This is a genomic window from Bacillus sp. 2CMS4F (assembly GCF_023161785.1).
GTDB lineage: Bacteria > Bacillota > Bacilli > Bacillales > Bacillaceae > Bacillus > Bacillus halotolerans.
The window spans coordinates 1-17,430 of the sequence record NZ_JALNTO010000021.1 but is presented as its reverse complement, the minus strand read 5'-3'; the positions used below and the strand labels follow the sequence as shown (position 1 = coordinate 17,430).

At 43.6% G+C, this 17,430-nt stretch carries 18 protein-coding genes; all 18 read left to right on the top strand.

Annotated features, from left to right (window positions below; all coding sequences use genetic code 11):
* The first annotated feature begins 14 nt into the window (after window positions 1-14).
* Window positions 15-752 (top strand): vWA domain-containing protein, encoded by a 738-nt coding sequence (locus MTN95_RS20320; protein WP_024123631.1) that lies wholly within the window; start codon window positions 15-17, stop codon window positions 750-752.
* The gene (locus tag MTN95_RS20315; protein WP_202853361.1) at window positions 718-1,740 is read left to right on the top strand and encodes a protein kinase domain-containing protein; all 1,023 of its coding nucleotides are present in this window, start codon (window positions 718-720) and stop codon (window positions 1,738-1,740) included. The genes MTN95_RS20320 and MTN95_RS20315 overlap by 35 nt, the downstream gene beginning before the upstream one ends.
* A gap of 103 nt (window positions 1,741-1,843) precedes the next feature.
* Window positions 1,844-3,256, top strand: a complete 1,413-nt coding sequence (gene tilS, locus MTN95_RS20310; protein ID WP_227599487.1) for a tRNA lysidine(34) synthetase TilS — start codon at window positions 1,844-1,846, stop codon at window positions 3,254-3,256.
* Window positions 3,257-3,258: 2 nt separating this feature from the next.
* Complete coding sequence (gene hpt, locus MTN95_RS20305; protein WP_038954341.1) at window positions 3,259-3,801, top strand: hypoxanthine phosphoribosyltransferase; 543 nt, start codon at window positions 3,259-3,261, stop codon at window positions 3,799-3,801.
* Window positions 3,802-3,898: 97 nt separating this feature from the next.
* Window positions 3,899-5,815, top strand: a complete 1,917-nt coding sequence (gene ftsH, locus MTN95_RS20300) for an ATP-dependent zinc metalloprotease FtsH (protein ID WP_024123634.1) — start codon at window positions 3,899-3,901, stop codon at window positions 5,813-5,815.
* A gap of 190 nt (window positions 5,816-6,005) precedes the next feature.
* Window positions 6,006-6,782 (top strand): type III pantothenate kinase, encoded by a 777-nt coding sequence (locus MTN95_RS20295; protein WP_044153475.1) that lies wholly within the window; start codon window positions 6,006-6,008, stop codon window positions 6,780-6,782.
* A gap of 11 nt (window positions 6,783-6,793) precedes the next feature.
* A complete protein-coding gene (gene hslO, locus MTN95_RS20290; protein ID WP_024123636.1) occupies window positions 6,794-7,669 on the top strand; it encodes a redox-regulated molecular chaperone HslO in 876 nt (291 codons plus the stop codon).
* Window positions 7,670-7,717: 48 nt separating this feature from the next.
* Window positions 7,718-8,611, top strand: a complete 894-nt coding sequence (locus MTN95_RS20285) for a peptidyl-prolyl cis-trans isomerase (RefSeq protein WP_248339810.1) — start codon at window positions 7,718-7,720, stop codon at window positions 8,609-8,611.
* 75 nt (window positions 8,612-8,686) lie between these two features.
* On the top strand, window positions 8,687-9,613 hold the full coding sequence (gene cysK / locus MTN95_RS20280; protein WP_248339809.1) for a cysteine synthase A: 927 nt from the start codon (window positions 8,687-8,689) through the stop codon (window positions 9,611-9,613).
* A gap of 163 nt (window positions 9,614-9,776) precedes the next feature.
* Complete coding sequence (locus MTN95_RS20275) at window positions 9,777-11,186, top strand: anthranilate synthase component I family protein (protein WP_248339807.1); 1,410 nt, start codon at window positions 9,777-9,779, stop codon at window positions 11,184-11,186.
* Between the two features lie 13 nt (window positions 11,187-11,199).
* Window positions 11,200-11,784, top strand: coding sequence for an aminodeoxychorismate/anthranilate synthase component II (pabA, locus tag MTN95_RS20270; protein ID WP_024123640.1), 585 nt, complete (start codon window positions 11,200-11,202; stop codon window positions 11,782-11,784).
* Window positions 11,784-12,632: an aminodeoxychorismate lyase gene (pabC, locus tag MTN95_RS20265; protein WP_101865158.1), complete on the top strand. Its 849-nt coding sequence runs from the start codon at window positions 11,784-11,786 to the stop codon at window positions 12,630-12,632. Before pabA ends, pabC begins: the two co-directional genes overlap by 1 nt.
* Window positions 12,633-12,646: 14 nt before the next feature.
* Window positions 12,647-13,504 (top strand): dihydropteroate synthase, encoded by an 858-nt coding sequence (folP, locus tag MTN95_RS20260; protein WP_044153463.1) that lies wholly within the window; start codon window positions 12,647-12,649, stop codon window positions 13,502-13,504.
* Window positions 13,497-13,859, top strand: a complete 363-nt coding sequence (gene folB, locus MTN95_RS20255; protein ID WP_101865159.1) for a dihydroneopterin aldolase — start codon at window positions 13,497-13,499, stop codon at window positions 13,857-13,859. Before folP ends, folB begins: the two co-directional genes overlap by 8 nt.
* Window positions 13,856-14,359, top strand: coding sequence for a 2-amino-4-hydroxy-6-hydroxymethyldihydropteridine diphosphokinase (gene folK / locus MTN95_RS20250; RefSeq protein ID WP_024123644.1), 504 nt, complete (start codon window positions 13,856-13,858; stop codon window positions 14,357-14,359). Before folB ends, folK begins: the two co-directional genes overlap by 4 nt.
* On the top strand, window positions 14,311-14,529 hold the full coding sequence (locus tag MTN95_RS20245; RefSeq protein WP_105992083.1) for a helix-turn-helix domain-containing protein: 219 nt from the start codon (window positions 14,311-14,313) through the stop codon (window positions 14,527-14,529). The genes folK and MTN95_RS20245 overlap by 49 nt, the downstream gene beginning before the upstream one ends.
* A gap of 13 nt (window positions 14,530-14,542) precedes the next feature.
* Window positions 14,543-15,544: a tRNA dihydrouridine synthase DusB gene (gene dusB / locus MTN95_RS20240; RefSeq protein ID WP_024123646.1), complete on the top strand. Its 1,002-nt coding sequence runs from the start codon at window positions 14,543-14,545 to the stop codon at window positions 15,542-15,544.
* 91 nt (window positions 15,545-15,635) lie between these two features.
* Window positions 15,636-17,135, top strand: coding sequence for a lysine--tRNA ligase (lysS, locus tag MTN95_RS20235; protein ID WP_024123647.1), 1,500 nt, complete (start codon window positions 15,636-15,638; stop codon window positions 17,133-17,135).
* Window positions 17,136-17,430 lie beyond the last annotated feature (295 nt).

Genomic DNA, 17,430 nt, shown 5'->3' with positions numbered 1-17,430 from the left:
CAGGAGGAATGAATGTGAACAACGGACGTTTAAATCAAATTCTGCTGATAACGGATGGCTGCTCAAATCATGGTGAAGACCCGCTTGCTATGGCTGCTTTTGCTAAAGAGCAAGGGATTACAGTAAATGTCATAGGTATAATGGAAGAAAACAAAATTGACCACGAGGCTATGAAAGAAGTCGAAGGGATTGCGCTTGCTGGAGGCGGCGTGCATCAGGTCGTTTACGCATCACAGCTTTCGCAAACGGTTCAAATGGTAACGAAAAAAGCAATGACGCAAACCCTGCAAGGGGTGGTGAATCAAGAACTGAAGCAAATCCTTGGGAAGAATGTGGAAATGGAGGAGCTTTCTCCGGAAAAACGCGGCGAAGTCATGGAAGTGGTAGATGAACTGGGAGAAACGGTGCATCTTCAGGTTTTGGTTCTCGTTGATACAAGCGCAAGTATGGCGCCAAAGCTGCCTACAGTGAAAGAAGCACTGATTGACTTGTCCGTGAGTCTTAACTCCCGAATAGGGAATAACGAATTTGCGATGTGTATATTTCCCGGGAAAAAACAGGAGGTCGAGCTTGTGCTAAATTGGACACCGAAGCTGCAGTCTCTTTCCACACTCTTTGCGAAGCTATCGACAGGCGGCATCACGCCGACAGGTCCGGCGATTCGTGAAGCGACACAGCAATTCGAAAAAATCCGCTCAAGAAGGAGCATGCTGGCAGATGATGAACGACACTTTGACGAGTTTGGCATGTAGCCTCAAGCCGGGAACGAGAGTAAAGGGCAAGTGGAATGGAAATACTTACACACTGCGTAAACAGCTTGGAAAAGGGGCCAATGGAATTGTGTATTTGGCAGAAGCATCAGATGGACATGTTGCCTTAAAGGTAAGTGATGACAGCCTGTCTATTACTTCTGAAGTGAATGTCTTAAAATCTTTTTCAAAGGCCCAGTCCGTAACGATGGGGCCTTCTTTTTTTGACACTGATGATGCCTTTATTCCCAGTGCTAATACAAAGGTTTCATTTTATGCAATGGAATACATAAAAGGCCCGCTGCTTTTACAGTTCGTCAGTGACAAAGGAGCAGAATGGATTCCGGTCTTGATGATTCAGCTGTTAACCAGCTTATCCGTGCTTCATCAGCAAGGGTGGATATTCGGCGACCTTAAGCCGGATAATCTGATTGTCACCGGCCCGCCGGCCAGAATCCGCTGCATAGATGTAGGCGGAACAACCAAGGAGGGCCGAGCGATAAAAGAGTATACCGAGTTTTACGACAGAGGATATTGGGGGTATGGGACAAGAAAAGCAGAGCCCTCTTACGACTTGTTTGCGGTTGCTATGATTATGATCAACTGTGTACATAAAAAGGAATTCAAAAAAACAAGCCAGCCAAAGGAACAGCTGCGTTCTTTAATCGAAGGCAGTCCGGTGCTGCAAAAGTATAAAAAAGTGCTTGTTTCTGCTTTAAATGGCCATTATGATTCCGCTGACGAGATGAAAAGAGAGATGCTCGCAGCAGGGCAAAAGGCAGCGCAAAGAAAACAGGCTGGAAAAACGCCAACTTCGGCGCAATCTATCTCAAGACAAAAACAGAAAAAAATGCGCCAGGGAAAAGTAACACAGACGAGATATGCACCTAAAAAGAAGGGCGCTAAGTCCGGAGGGTTATTCGAAACCGCTCTTATCGTAATCAGTGTTTTGGCGCTTTATTTCGCTTACATTATCTTTTTCCTTATTTGACAGCCGCAATCTGCAATACCCATGCTTCTTCTTTGCTTGGAAGGATTGAAAGTGATAGGATATGAATATCTTTAAAATACCTGCTCATTGTGAGGAGGACATTGTGAACAGTGTCAAAGATTTTTTTATCAAACACAATCTTACGTTAAAAGGGGCGACAATTATTGTAGGCGTTTCCGGCGGTCCGGATTCGATGGCTCTCCTTCACGCGCTTCATGCGTTATACGGCCGTTCAGCCAATGTGATTGCGGCTCACGTAGACCACCGGTTCAGAGGGGCACAATCTGAGGAAGACATGCGTTTTGTCCAAGCATATTGTGAGGCTGAACAGATCAAATGTGAAACGGCTCAAATCAATGTAACTGCGTATGCTGAGAAAAACGGTCTCAACAAGCAGGCAGCTGCCCGTGATTGCCGATATCAGTTTTTTAAGGAAGTGATGTCCAAGCATCAAGCGGATTATCTTGCACTTGCTCATCATGGAGATGATCAGGTTGAAACAATGCTTATGAGACTGGCCAAAGGCACACTTGGAGCTGGACTTGCCGGCATGCAGCCGGTAAGACGGTTTGAAACGGGACAGATGATCAGACCATTTCTAGCCATTACAAAAGAAGAGATTCTTCATTATTGCCATGAAAACGCTTTGAGCTACCGGAACGACGAAAGCAACGCCAAAGATGATTACACTAGAAACAGATTCAGAAAAGCAGTGCTGCCTTTTTTGAAACAGGAATCACCTGATGTGCATAAAAGGTTTCAGAAAGTAAGCGAAGCACTGACTGAAGATGAGCAATTCTTACAGTCATTAACGAAAGAAGAAATGAATAAAGTAATCACAAGCCAGTCTAAAATATCAGTTGAAATCAATTCCTCTCAATTGCTTGCCCTCCCGATGCCTTTACAAAGAAGAGGAGTTCAACTAATATTAAACTATCTTTATGAAAACGTTCCATCATCCTTTTCAGCTCATCATATTCAGCAGTTTTTGGATTGGGCGGATAAGGGCGGTCCTTCAGGAGTACTGGACTTTCCGAAAGGACTGAAGGTGGTCAAATCATATCAGACATGTTTGTTTACATTTGAACAATGGCAGTGCAAAAATGTTCCCTTTGAATATCAACTAAGCGGAGCTGCCGATGAGACGGCAGTGCTCCCAAACGGATTTCTGATAGAGGCAAAGCGTAACGCGGAATCTCTTGAAGGTCATGGGAATTCTGTTTTTATTACAAGTCAAGATAAGGTGAGATTTCCCTTGACGATCCGGACAAGAAAAGCCGGCGATCGGATAAAACTAAAAGGGATGAACGGCTCGAAAAAGGTAAAGGATATATTTATTGATAAGAAATTGCCTCTGCAAGAAAGAGACAACTGGCCGGTTGTGACGGATGCAAGCGGTGAAATTATCTGGATACCGGGCTTGAAAAAATCCATTTTTGAAGATCTTGTGATTCCAAACAGTGACCGCATTGTATTACAATATAGACAGCATGAAAAGTGTAGGGGGCAAGCATAATCATGATGAAACATGATATTGAAACAGTTCTGATCTCAGAGGAAGAGATACAAGAGAAAGTAAAAGAGTTAGGTGCAGACTTAACAAGCGAGTATCAAGATAAATTTCCGTTGGCAATCGGTGTGTTAAAAGGAGCTCTTCCTTTTATGGCGGATCTTATCAAGCATATTGATACATATTTGGAAATGGATTTCATGGATGTATCAAGCTACGGAAAATCTACGGTTTCATCTGGAGAAGTAAAAATCATTAAAGATTTGGATACATCTGTAGAGGGCCGGGACATCTTAATTATTGAAGATATCATCGACAGTGGGTTAACCTTAAGTTATCTAGTAGAGCTCTTCCGATACCGTAAAGCAAAATCAATTAAGATTGTTACCCTTTTGGATAAACCAAGCGGAAGAAAAGCGGACATTAAAGCAGACTTCGTCGGCTTTAAAGTTCCTGACGCGTTTGTAGTGGGTTACGGACTTGATTATGCTGAGCGCTATCGCAATCTGCCTTATATCGGAGTGTTAAAACCGGCAGTTTATGAAAGCTGATCGGCAGCCTGCTTCCGAGATGGTTATTGGTTGTATTGGAATGATTTTCTATGGTACTATTGAACATAGTTGTGCTTACTGTGGGAGGAGGTAAGGAATGAATCGGGTCTTCCGTAATACCATTTTTTATTTACTTATTTTATTAGTAGTAATCGGGGTTGTGAGCTACTTCCAGACCTCAAATCCGAAAACAGAAAATATGTCGTACAGCACGTTCATCAAAAACCTGGATGACGGGAAAGTTGATAGCGTGTCGGTTCAGCCTGTCAGAGGTGTTTATGAGGTAAAAGGACAGCTGAAAAATTACGACAAGGATCAATACTTTTTGACTCATGTTCCTGAAGGAAAGGGAGCAGACCAGATCTTTAATGCTATAAAAAAGACAGATGTAAAGGTTGATCCCGCTCAAGAAACAAGCGGATGGGTGACGTTCCTGACGACCATCATCCCATTTGTCATTATCTTTATTCTGTTCTTCTTCCTGCTCAATCAAGCTCAAGGCGGCGGCAGCCGTGTCATGAACTTTGGTAAGAGTAAGGCGAAGCTATATACAGAGGAAAAGAAACGCGTCAAATTTAAAGACGTTGCAGGGGCAGACGAGGAGAAACAAGAACTTGTGGAAGTTGTTGAATTTCTGAAAGATCCCCGCAAGTTTGCCGAGCTTGGCGCAAGAATCCCTAAAGGTGTGCTTTTAGTCGGACCTCCGGGTACCGGTAAAACACTTCTTGCAAGAGCATCAGCCGGTGAAGCCGGTGTACCATTCTTCAGCATCAGCGGATCTGATTTCGTTGAAATGTTTGTAGGTGTCGGTGCTTCCCGTGTGCGTGACTTGTTCGAAAACGCGAAAAAGAATGCGCCTTGTTTGATCTTCATTGATGAAATTGACGCAGTCGGACGCCAGCGTGGAGCGGGTCTCGGCGGCGGACACGATGAACGTGAACAGACGCTCAACCAATTGCTTGTTGAAATGGACGGATTCAGTGCCAATGAAGGAATTATCATCATTGCCGCAACGAACCGTGCGGACATCTTGGACCCAGCCTTACTTCGTCCGGGACGTTTTGACCGTCAAATCACAGTGGACCGCCCAGATGTAATTGGACGTGAAGCTGTATTGAAAGTCCATGCGAGAAACAAACCGCTGGATGAAACGGTAAACCTGAAATCGATTGCCATGAGAACACCTGGTTTCTCAGGCGCTGACTTAGAAAACCTATTGAATGAAGCTGCTCTTGTGGCGGCTCGTCAAAACAAGAAAAAAATCGATGCTCGCGACATTGATGAAGCTACGGACCGTGTTATTGCCGGACCAGCTAAGAAAAGCCGCGTCATCTCCAAGAAAGAACGCAATATCGTGGCATATCACGAAGGCGGACACACCGTTATCGGACTCGTTTTAGATGAGGCTGATATGGTTCATAAAGTAACGATTGTTCCTCGGGGCCAGGCTGGCGGTTATGCAGTTATGCTTCCAAGAGAAGACCGTTACTTCCAGACAAAGCCGGAGCTGCTTGATAAAATTGTCGGTCTCTTGGGCGGACGTGTTGCTGAAGAAATTATCTTTGGCGAAGTCAGCACAGGAGCGCACAATGACTTCCAGCGTGCGACAAATATTGCAAGACGAATGGTTACAGAATTCGGTATGTCAGAAAAACTGGGACCGCTGCAATTTGGACAGTCTCAGGGTGGCCAGGTATTCTTAGGCCGTGATTTCAACAACGAACAAAACTACAGTGATCAAATTGCCTACGAAATTGATCAGGAAATTCAGCGCATTATCAAAGAGTGTTACGAGCGTGCGAAAACAATCCTGACAGAAAATCGTGACAAGCTTGAATTGATTGCTCAGACGCTTCTGGAAGTTGAAACACTGGATGCTGAACAAATCAAACACCTTGTCGATCACGGAACATTGCCTGAGCGTAAGTTCTCTGATGATGAGAAGAACGATGATGTCAAAGTAAACATTCTGTCAAAAACAGAAGAAGAAAAGAAAGACGATACGAAAGAGTAACGCTTTCTGATAAAAACTGCCGGCTGACGCTGGCAGTTTTTTTTATGTGAATCCCGCCTCTGCTGCCCCTCTTTTCAATCATCCAATTATGGTATCGATTTGTTTACAAATGAGCCGCCGATCGTGTATGGTATTGTAGAATGTTTGTAAAAGTAATGATAGAGAAACTATTCAAAAGTGGTGATAGAGGTTGTTACTTGTTATTGATGTGGGGAACACCAATACTGTACTTGGTGTATATCATGATGGTGAATTAGAATATCACTGGCGTATAGAAACAAGCAGGCATAAAACAGAAGATGAGTTCGGGATGATTCTGCGCTCTTTATTTGATCATTCAGGTCTCATGTTTGAACAAATAGAAGGCATTATTATTTCTTCAGTTGTGCCGCCAATTATGTTTGCGTTAGAGAGAATGTGCACAAAATACTTTCATATCGAACCGCAAATTGTCGGTCCTGGTATGAAAACCGGTTTAAATATAAAGTACGACAATCCGAAAGAAGTAGGCGCTGACAGAATCGTAAATGCTGTTGCGGCCATTCACTTGTACGGCAATCCTTTGATTGTTGTTGATTTCGGTACAGCCACAACGTACTGTTATATCGATGAAAACAAACAATATATGGGCGGAGCGATTGCGCCTGGAATTACAATTTCGACTGAGGCGCTGTACTCGCGTGCGGCGAAGCTTCCGCGTATTGAAATCGCCCGGCCTGACAATATTATCGGAAAAAGCACTGTAAGCGCGATGCAATCAGGAATTTTATTTGGCTATGTCGGCCAAGTGGAAGGAATCGTAAAACGAATGAAATGGCAGGCAAAACAAGAACCGAAAGTCATTGCGACAGGCGGTCTTGCGCCATTAATCGCAAACGAATCAGATTGTATAGACATCGTTGATCCATTCTTAACCCTAAAAGGGCTGGAATTGATTTATGAACGAAACCGCGTGGGAAGTGTATAGGAGGTTTTGCAATGGATTATTTAGTAAAAGCGCTGGCGTATGACGGGAAAGTTCGCGCATATGCTGCAAAAACGACTGATATGGTGAATGAAGGACAGAGACGGCATGATACATGGCCGACAGCATCCGCTGCACTGGGCCGTACAATGACAGCTTCACTAATGCTTGGTTCTATGCTGAAAGGTGATGATAAGCTGACAGTGAAAGTGGAAGGCGGCGGGCCAATCGGCGCGATTGTTGCTGATGCGAATGCTAAAGGGGAAGTCAGGGCATATGTCTCAAACCCGCATGTTCATTTTGACTTGAATGAACACGGCAAGCTGGATGTCAGACGAGCTGTTGGAACAGATGGAACATTAAGTGTTGTAAAAGATTTAGGCCTGCGCGAGTTCTTCACAGGGCAAGTAGAAATCGTTTCCGGAGAACTGGGAGAAGATTTTACGTACTATCTTGTATCATCGGAGCAGGTTCCTTCTTCTGTAGGTGTCGGCGTGCTTGTTAACCCAGACAACACCATTTTGGCGGCAGGAGGTTTCATTCTTCAGCTCCTTCCGGGAACAGATGATGAAACCATCACAAAAATTGAACAGCGTCTATCTGTAGTAGAACCTATTTCTAAACTGATTCAAAAAGGGCTTGCACCGGAAGAAATTTTGGAAGAAGTCTTAGGAGAAAAGCCTGAGATTTTGGAAACCATGCCTGTTAAATTCCATTGCCCTTGTTCAAAAGAGCGTTTTGAAACAGCCGTTTTGGGACTAGGCAAAAAAGAAATTCAAGATATGATAGAAGAAGATGGACAAGCCGAAGCAGTATGCCATTTTTGTAATGAAAAGTACTTATTTACAAAAGAAGAGCTGGAAGAGCTTCGAGACCAAACGACCCGCTAAGCTCTTTAGCGGGTTTTTTGAATTTAAGAAAAGGGGCTGACAGTAAATTTGAAATCAAGAACAATCTGGACAATCATTTGGGGCGCGCTGCTGGTATGCTGTATCGCAGTGGCATATACACTGACGAAATCTCAAGCCAGTGCTTCCCCGTCCGACGAGTCCATTGCTACTATTGGAGGCAAAAGCGTCACAAGAGAAGAATGGCTGAAGGAAATGGAAGATGAATACGGAAAATCAACACTTGAAGATATGATCAATGTCCGAGTGGTAGAGCAGCTTGCCAAAAAGAACAATCTCAAAGTATCTAAAAGCGAAATTGATCGGGAATTTCTGCTGATTAAGGCGGTGAATAATTCATTTTACGAAGACGAGCATACAACTGAAAAAGAGTGGAAAGACCAAATTCGCTATAATATTCTTCTTGAGGAATTATTAACAAAGGATATTGATATTTCAAAGACAGAAATGAAATCATTTTATAATCAAAATAAAGAACTGTATCAGTTTGATGATTCGTATCGTATTCGGCATATTGTTGTAAAGGATGAAGAGGAAGCCAGACAAGTTTTAAAAGAGCTTGAAGGCGGCTCGAGCTTTGAAGCTGTTGCGGCGGAACGGTCCACAGACAGGTATACATCACCATACGGGGGAGATTTAGGGTTTGTCACCGAGGCATCAGACAACATTCCGTCATCATACATTGAAGAAGCAAAGACACTAAAACAAGATGAATGGTCAAACGAACCGATAAAGGTAAACAACGGTTATGCAATTATACAACTGAAAGAAAAGTTAAATGCGAGAACGTTCTCATATGATGAAGTGAAGAATCAGATTAAACGCCAGATCGCAATGGATCAGTTAGGTGATAAAGCAACTGTAAAATCGCTTTGGAAAGAAGCTGACGTGTCTTGGTTCTATGGGGAAAAAAGTACTAAATGATTGACAAAAAATTTTGAAATTGATAGATTATATACATAATACCAATACAAATAGTCGGAAATTGAGGTGTCGAGAATGGTACGTGTAGCAAACTCCATTACTGAATTAATTGGGAATACGCCAATCGTTAAATTAAATCGCCTTGTTGATGAAAACAGTGCGGATGTATATTTGAAGCTTGAATACATGAACCCTGGAAGCAGTGTAAAAGACCGTATCGGTTTAGCGATGATTGAAGCCGCTGAAAAAGAAGGGAAATTAAAAGCTGGCGATACAATCATTGAACCGACAAGCGGAAATACAGGAATCGGGCTGGCAATGGTTGCTGCGGCTAAAGGTTTAAAAGCGATTTTGGTTATGCCTGACACAATGAGCATGGAGCGCCGCAACCTTCTTCGCGCGTATGGTGCTGAGCTTGTGCTGACTCCTGGTGCGGAAGGCATGAAAGGCGCCATTAAGAAAGCGGAGGAGCTTGCTGAAAAACACGGATACTTCGTGCCGCAGCAGTTTAACAACCCATCGAACCCTGAAATCCACCGCCAAACAACAGGTAAAGAAATCGTTGAGCAATTCGGTGATGACCGGCTTGATGCATTTGTAGCCGGAATCGGAACAGGCGGAACGATTACAGGAGCGGGTGAAGTCCTGAAGGAAGCATATCCCTCCGTCAAAATCTACGCTGTTGAACCGTCAGATTCCCCAGTGCTTTCAGGAGGAAAACCAGGCCCTCACAAAATTCAGGGAATCGGAGCTGGCTTTGTGCCCGACATCTTAAACACTGAAGTATACGATGAAATTTTTCCTGTGAAGAATGAAGAAGCATTTGATTATGCACGCAGAGCTGCACGTGAAGAAGGAATTCTCGGAGGCATCTCATCAGGTGCGGCCATTTATGCTGCTATTGAAGTAGCGAAAAAACTAGGAAAGGGCAAAAAAGTATTGGCTATCATTCCGAGTAACGGCGAACGTTATTTGAGTACGCCGCTGTATCAATTTGATTAAAAAGCTCGAAAAAACTCCCGGTGCCCGGGAGTTTTTTTATTTGTGCATCAAATATGCCGTGTCCGCGACGAATCTTATCCTTGGAAGCGAAATTCACTTTTTTCACTCATGATATTGCTTTACAATAAAAAAAGCAGAAAAAGAAAACAGAGGAATGATATAAATGGCACAACGCAGACCGGCAGGCAGAAAAGTACCTTTTCAAAAAGATTCATTCTTGCAACAATATGAGAAACTTTCACAATCCAGAAAACAGCACGTGCTTCTTGAAAGTGCAAGAGGCGGCAGATACAGTATAGCCGGTCTTGATCCAATTGCGGCTGTCAAGGGAAAAGACGGAATTACAACCATTAAGCATGGGGATGAGACACTGTTTAAAGAGGGTGACCCATTACGCGCTTTCCACAGTTGGTTTAAAACGCTGGAAACAGAAACGGATGAAGAACTGCCTGATTTTCAAGGGGGAGCAATCGGCTTTCTTAGCTATGATTACGCACGCTACATTGAAAATTTTAAAATGCTCTCATTAGATGACCTGGAGACACCTGATATCTATTTTCTTGTCTTTGATGATATAGCCGTCTATGACCATGAAGAACAGGCTCTTTGGCTGGTCACTCATGTGAATGATGAGAACGAATCAGCGGACGAAAAGTTGTCCCAGCTCGAACATATGTGGCTGTCTGAGCTTCCCGGTGAGCCGTTACAAGAGATGACATATACAGCTGACGGTTCCTTTGCAGCGCCTTTTACTGAAGAAGGCTTTTCTCAGGCTGTAGAGAAAATCAAGCAATACATTGCCAGCGGAGATGTTTTTCAAGTCAATCTATCGATCAGGCAGTCGCAGTCGCTGTCTGCTCACCCGTATGATATCTACAAAAAGCTGAGAGAAGTGAATCCTTCTCCATATATGGCATATTTAGAAACACCAGATTTCCAAATTATTTGCGGATCTCCTGAACTTCTTGTCAGCAAAAAGGGCAAACTGTTAGAGACAAGACCGATCGCGGGCACTCGTTCCAGAGGGAAAACGGATGAGGAAGACGAAGCGCTCGCAAACGAATTAATCCATAATGAGAAAGAACGCGCTGAGCATGTCATGCTGGTTGATCTAGAACGAAATGATCTGGGCAGAGTTTCCCGTTACGGATCAGTGCGGGTTAATGAATTTATGGCAATTGAAAAATACTCCCACGTCATGCACATTGTGTCTAATGTCCAAGGTGAACTGCAGGATGGATACGACGCTGTAGATATTATTCATGCTGTATTTCCTGGAGGAACGATTACAGGTGCTCCTAAAGTAAGGACAATGGAAATTATAGAAGAACTTGAGCCGACACGCCGTGGGCTTTATACTGGATCTATAGGGTGGTTTGGGTATAATCAGGATCTTCAGTTTAATATCGTGATCCGAACCATTTATGCAGCCGGAGGGCAGGCGTTTATGCAATCCGGAGCAGGAGTTGTGATTGATTCTGTTCCTAAGCATGAATACAGAGAATCAATCAAAAAAGCTTTTGCGATGCAAAAGGCGTTAGAGCTGAGCGAAGCAGAGACAAAAATTAGATGAGGTGAGCAGAGAAATGATTTTAATGATTGATAACTATGATTCTTTCACGTACAACTTAGTACAGTATTTGGGCGAGCTTGGAGAAGAGCTGATTGTAAAACGCAATGACGATATCACAATAGAGCAAATTGAAGAGCTGTCACCGGATTTCTTAATGATTTCACCCGGACCGTGCAGTCCTGATGAAGCTGGAATCAGCCTTGAAGCAATTAAGTACTTCGCAGGCAAAATTCCCGTTTTTGGCGTGTGTCTCGGACATCAGTCTATCGCACAGGTATTTGGCGGAGACGTGGTCAGAGCAGAGCGGCTGATGCACGGAAAAACCTCAGAAATTGAGCATGACGGCAAGACGATCTTTAAAGGTTTGCAAAACCCGCTTGTGGCGACACGATACCACTCACTGATCGTAAAACCTGAGACGCTGCCAAGCTGTTTCACAGTAACCGCACAAACGAAAGAAGGAGAAATCATGGCTATTCGGCACAATGACCTTCCGATAGAAGGCGTTCAATTTCATCCAGAGTCTATTATGACTTCCTTTGGAAAAGAAATGCTCAGAAATTTTATTGAAACGTACCGCAAGGAAGTCATTGCGTGATGATATATGTAAACGGCCGATTTATAGAGGAGAAAGATGCAGTTCTTTCTCCTTTTGACCATGGTTTTTTATATGGGATCGGTGTGTTTGAGACCTTCAGGCTTTATGAAGGCCGGCCGTTCCTGCTTGATTGGCATATAGAACGGCTTGAACGCGCACTTAAGGATCTGCAAATCGAATACACTGTGACAAAACAAGAGATGATTGAAATGCTGGACAAGCTGCTCGGGCTGAATGATATCAAAGACGGCAATGCCCGCGTCAGGCTGAACATATCAGCCGGCATCAGCGATAAAGGCTTCGCTGCTCAAACTTACGATAACCCGACTGTCTTATGTTTTGTTAACCAGCTAAAACCAGAAAGTCTTCCTTTGCAAAAGGAAGGAAAGGTTTTATCGATACGGAGAAACACACCGGAGGGGCCGTTCCGGTTAAAATCACATCACTATTTAAATAATATGTATGCGAAACGGGAGATCGGAAATGATCCGCGGTTTGAAGGGATCTTTTTAACGGAGGATTGCGCTGTAGCAGAGGGCATCATTTCGAATGTTTTCTGGAGAAAAGGCAGCTCTATCTATACACCATCACTTGATACCGGAATTCTTGACGGCGTCACGAGACGTTTTGTCATGGAGAACGCAAAGAAAATAGGGATGGATGTCAAAACAGGCCGCTACCAGCTTGAAGCCCTTTTGACGGCAGATGAAGCATGGATGACCAACTCGGTTCTTGAGATCATTCCGTTTTCTAAAATAGAAGAAGTGAACTATCCGGGCCGAAACGGAGAAATAACTTCCGCTTTACAAACGCTATACCACCAAGAAATAAAGAACATGAATTCATGACAGGGGGGAAGAGAATGGCGCAGCAAACGATAGACCAAACACAAGTAATCCATACCAAACCCAGCGCATTATCATATCGAGAAAAGACGCTGGTGATGGGTATTTTAAACGTAACGCCTGACTCTTTCTCGGATGGCGGAAAATATGACAGCCTGGACAATGCCCTGTTGCATGCGAAAGAGATGATTGATGACGGTGCGCATATCATTGATATCGGAGGCGAGTCGACAAGACCCGGCGCCGAATATGTATCCGAGGACGAAGAAATGTCCAGAGTGATTCCTGTGATTGAGCGGATTACAAAAGAGCTCGCAGTGCCGATCTCTGTAGATACGTACAAGGCTTCTGTCGCAGATGAAGCTGTTAAAGCCGGCGCTTCAATCATCAATGATATTTGGGGAGCAAAGTACGACCCGAAAATGGCTTCTGTTGCAGCTGAACACAATGTTCCGATCGTTCTCATGCATAACCGCAAAGAGAGAAACTACAACGACTTAATACCGGATATGCTGTCGGACTTAATGGAAAGTGTAAAGATAGCTGTTGAAGCAGGTGTAGAGGAAAAGAACATTATCCTCGATCCCGGTATTGGTTTTGCGAAGGACTATCACGATAATCTGGCAGTCATGAACAAACTCGAGGTTTTCAGCGGACTTGGCTATCCGGTTCTTCTTGCAACCTCCCGAAAAAGATTTATCGGCCGTGTCCTGGATCTTCCGCCTGAGGAGCGGGCTGAAGGCACAGGCGCAACCGTGTGTCTAGGCATTCAAAAAGGCTGTGACATTGTGAGAGTCCATGATGTAAAACAAATAGCCAGAATGGCGAAAATGATGGATGCAATGCTGAACAAGGGAGGGATGCATCATGGATAAAGTCTACGTAGAAGGCATGGAGTTTTACGGCTATCACGGTGTGTTAAAAGAGGAGAACAAGCTCGGACAGCGTTTTAAAGTCGATTTAACCGCAGAATTGGACTTAAGCAAAGCGGGACAAACAGACGACCTTGAGCAAACCATTAACTATGCCGAGCTTTATCACGTATGTAAAGACATCGTCGAAGGTGAGCCTGTGAAACTAGTGGAAACACTGGCAGAACGTATTGCGGACACTGTCCTGAAGAAATTTCATCAGGTGCAGCAATGTACTGTAAAAGTGATTAAGCCAGATCCGCCAATTCCCGGCCACTATAAATCAGTAGCAATAGAAATCACGAGAAAAAAATCATGAACAATACAGCTTATATAGCCCTTGGATCTAATATTGGAGATAGAGAAACGTATTTACGGCGAGCGGTGGCGATGCTGCATCAACATGAGGCAGTGACAGTCACAAAAGTGTCTTCTATTTACGAAACAGACCCAGTCGGATACGAAGCTCAAGATGAATTTTTAAATATGGCAGTTGAAATCGAGACGTCGCTGAATCCGTTTCAGCTCCTTGAGCTCACGCAGCATATAGAAAATGAATTGGGCAGGACGAGAGAAGTCAGATGGGGTCCGCGGACGGCAGACCTTGACATTTTACTGTTTAATCGTGAAAATATTGAAACAGAGCAACTAATTGTTCCGCATCCGAGAATGTATGAGCGTTTATTTGTCCTTGCACCGCTTGCGGAAATATGCACGCGGGTTGAAAAAGAGGCAAAAAGCGCCGAAACCGACCAAGAAGGTGTAAGAGTATGGAAGCAGAAATCTGGGGTAGACGAATTCGTGCATTCAGAAAGCTGAAAGGTTATACTCAAGAAGGATTTGCGAAAGCGTTAGGTATATCAGTTTCTATTCTCGGCGAAATTGAACGCGGAAACCGATTGCCGTCAGCTGCCATCATACAAAACGCAGCAGATGTTTTAAATATAAGCGCGGACGAATTAGCACCGCCAGAAAATAATAACAAATGAAAGGAGGGGGAAAATGTTTAAAATCGGTGATATTCAATTAAAAAACCGGGTTGTGCTTGCCCCTATGGCCGGTGTCTGCAACTCAGCATTCAGATTGACTGTAAAGGAATTCGGAGCCGGATTGGTCTGCGCTGAAATGATCAGTGACAAAGCGATTCTTTACAACAATGCCAAAACAATGGGTATGCTTTACATTGATGAACGTGAAAAACCGCTCAGCCTTCAAATCTTCGGAGGAAAAAAGGAAACCCTTGTAGAAGCGGCGAAGTTTGTAGACCAGAACACAACTGCTGATATCATTGATATTAACATGGGATGCCCAGTACCGAAGATTACAAAATGTGATGCGGGAGCAAAATGGCTTCTCGATCCTGATAAGATTTATGAAATGGTTTCTGCAGTAGTGGATGCCGTCGATAAACCAGTCACAGTGAAAATGAGAATGGGCTGGGATGAAGACCACATTTTCGCGGTGAAAAACGCACAGGCTGTCGAGCGTGCGGGCGGAAAAGCAGTTGCGCTTCACGGCCGTACAAGAGTGCAGATGTACGAAGGAACTGCAAACTGGGATATTATCAAAGAAGTAAAACAATCTGTATCGATTCCGGTTATCGGAAACGGCGATGTCAAGACGCCGCAGGATGCTAAGCGTATGCTTGATGAAACAGGAGTAGACGGGGTCATGATCGGCCGTGCCGCATTAGGCAATCCGTGGATGATTTACCGTACGGTTCAATACCTTGAAACAGGTGAATTAAAAGAAGAGCCGCAAGTACGCGAAAAAATGGCGGTATGCAAACTGCATCTTGACCGCCTGATTAACTTAAAAGGTGAAAATGTAGCGGTAAGAGAAATGAGAAAACACGCTGCATGGTATCTGAAAGGCATAAGAGGCAATGCGGAGGTTCGTAATGGAATCAATCATTGCGAGACGAGAGAAGAGCTTGTGCAGCTTTTAGATGCATTTACTGTTGAAGTTGAGGCAAAAGAGCTTCAAGACGCAAAAGTAGGATAACACTCACCTCTATTTGCTGCTCACTGCCAGTTTTACGCTGGCAGTTTTTCTGCTTTTTTCATGAAACAATATCTGTAATGGAGTGATAACAATGAGTCAAGAAGAGCATAATCATGAAGAATTGAACGACCAGCTGCAAGTCAGACGCGACAAAATGAATCAGATGAGAGAAAACGGTATAGATCCATTCGGCGCACGTTTTGAAAGAACTCATCAATCTGAGCAAATTATTGCGGCATATCAAAATCTAACGAAAGAAGAGTTAGAAGAAAAAGCGATTGAAGTGACAATCGCAGGCCGTATGATGACAAAACGCGGCAAAGGAAAAGCCGGCTTCGCGCACCTTCAGGATTTAGAAGGTCAAATTCAAATCTACGTAAGAAAAGACAGTGTCGGTGACGACCAATATGAAATCTTCAAATCTTCCGACCTTGGCGACCTTATCGGCGTAACAGGAAAAGTGTTCAAAACAAATGTAGGCGAACTGTCAGTAAAAGCAACATCATTTGATTTGCTGACAAAAGCGCTTCGTCCGCTGCCGGATAAATACCATGGTTTAAAAGACGTTGAGCAGCGCTACCGTCAACGTTACTTGGATCTTATCGTAAATCCAGACAGCAAACATACGTTCATCACACGCAGCAAGATCATTCAAGCGATGAGAAGATACCTTGATGATCATGGATACTTAGAAGTAGAAACACCAACCATGCACAGCATTCCAGGGGGAGCCTCCGCGCGTCCGTTCATTACCCATCATAATGCTTTAGATATTCCGCTCTACATGCGTATTGCGATTGAACTGCATCTGAAACGCTTGATTGTCGGCGGTTTAGAAAAAGTATATGAAATCGGCCGTGTTTTCCGTAATGAAGGCGTCTCTACACGCCATAACCCTGAATTTACAATGATTGAATTATATGAAGCGTATGCTGACTATAAAGATATCATGAGCTTAACTGAAAACCTTGTCGCTCATATCGCACAAGAGGTGCTTGGCACGACGACAATCCAATACGGGGAAGAGCAAATCGAACTGAAACCTGAGTGGAAAAGAATCCATATGGTTGACGCAGTCAAAGAAGCGACAGGCGTTGACTTCTGGGAAGATGTAACTGTTGAGCAAGCCCGTGAATATGCAAAAGAGCATGGTGTAGAGATTAAAGACTCTATGACAGTGGGCCATATTATAAACGAATTCTTCGAACAAAAAATCGAGGAAACGCTTATCCAGCCAACGTTTATTTATGGACATCCAGTAGAAATTTCTCCTCTTGCTAAGAAAAATCCAGAGGATCCGCGCTTCACAGACCGTTTTGAACTGTTTATCGTAGGCCGTGAGCATGCAAATGCATTCACAGAGTTAAATGATCCTATTGATCAAAGAGAACGCTTTGAAGCTCAATTAAAAGAACGAGAAGAGGGTAATGATGAAGCTCATTTAATGGATGAAGACTTCGTTGAAGCCCTGGAGTATGGCATGCCGCCAACAGGAGGTTTAGGCATCGGGATCGATCGCCTGGTCATGCTGCTTACGAATGCTCCTTCGATCCGAGATGTACTGTTATTCCCGCAAATGAGACAGCGCTAATTTAAAAGAGCGTCAACCTTTCTAATAGAAGGATGACGCTCTTTTATAATTCCTTAGGTTTTTCTTCAAAAAACTATTGCACTATTATTTACAAGGTGGTATATTATTATTCGTTGCCGCTAAACAAGGCGATGACAAAAAAATAACTTCAAAAAAAGTTATTGACTTCAATGAGTCAACGAGTTATAATAATAAAGTCGCTTAAACGAAGAGACAAAATGATCTTTGAAAACTAAACAAGACAAAACGTACCTGTTAATTCAAGTTTTATTATAAATCGCACAGCGATGTGCGT

What these genes read in the sequence shown, in the direction of transcription:
- MTN95_RS20315 (WP_202853361.1), top strand. Translation starts at nt 718, where the DNA reads ATGATGAACGACACTTTGACGAGTTTGGCATGTAGCCTCAAGCCGGGA.
- hpt (WP_038954341.1), top strand. Translation starts at nt 3,259, where the DNA reads ATGATGAAACATGATATTGAAACAGTTCTGATCTCAGAGGAAGAGATA.
- ftsH (WP_024123634.1), top strand. Translation starts at nt 3,899, where the DNA reads ATGAATCGGGTCTTCCGTAATACCATTTTTTATTTACTTATTTTATTA.
- hslO (WP_024123636.1), top strand. Translation starts at nt 6,794, where the DNA reads ATGGATTATTTAGTAAAAGCGCTGGCGTATGACGGGAAAGTTCGCGCA.
- cysK (WP_248339809.1), top strand. Translation starts at nt 8,687, where the DNA reads ATGGTACGTGTAGCAAACTCCATTACTGAATTAATTGGGAATACGCCA.
- MTN95_RS20275 (WP_248339807.1), top strand. Translation starts at nt 9,777, where the DNA reads ATGGCACAACGCAGACCGGCAGGCAGAAAAGTACCTTTTCAAAAAGAT.
- pabA (WP_024123640.1), top strand. Translation starts at nt 11,200, where the DNA reads ATGATTTTAATGATTGATAACTATGATTCTTTCACGTACAACTTAGTA.
- pabC (WP_101865158.1), top strand. Translation starts at nt 11,784, where the DNA reads ATGATATATGTAAACGGCCGATTTATAGAGGAGAAAGATGCAGTTCTT.
- folP (WP_044153463.1), top strand. Translation starts at nt 12,647, where the DNA reads ATGGCGCAGCAAACGATAGACCAAACACAAGTAATCCATACCAAACCC.
- folB (WP_101865159.1), top strand. Translation starts at nt 13,497, where the DNA reads ATGGATAAAGTCTACGTAGAAGGCATGGAGTTTTACGGCTATCACGGT.
- folK (WP_024123644.1), top strand. Translation starts at nt 13,856, where the DNA reads ATGAACAATACAGCTTATATAGCCCTTGGATCTAATATTGGAGATAGA.
- MTN95_RS20245 (WP_105992083.1), top strand. Translation starts at nt 14,311, where the DNA reads ATGGAAGCAGAAATCTGGGGTAGACGAATTCGTGCATTCAGAAAGCTG.
- dusB (WP_024123646.1), top strand. Translation starts at nt 14,543, where the DNA reads ATGTTTAAAATCGGTGATATTCAATTAAAAAACCGGGTTGTGCTTGCC.
- lysS (WP_024123647.1), top strand. Translation starts at nt 15,636, where the DNA reads ATGAGTCAAGAAGAGCATAATCATGAAGAATTGAACGACCAGCTGCAA.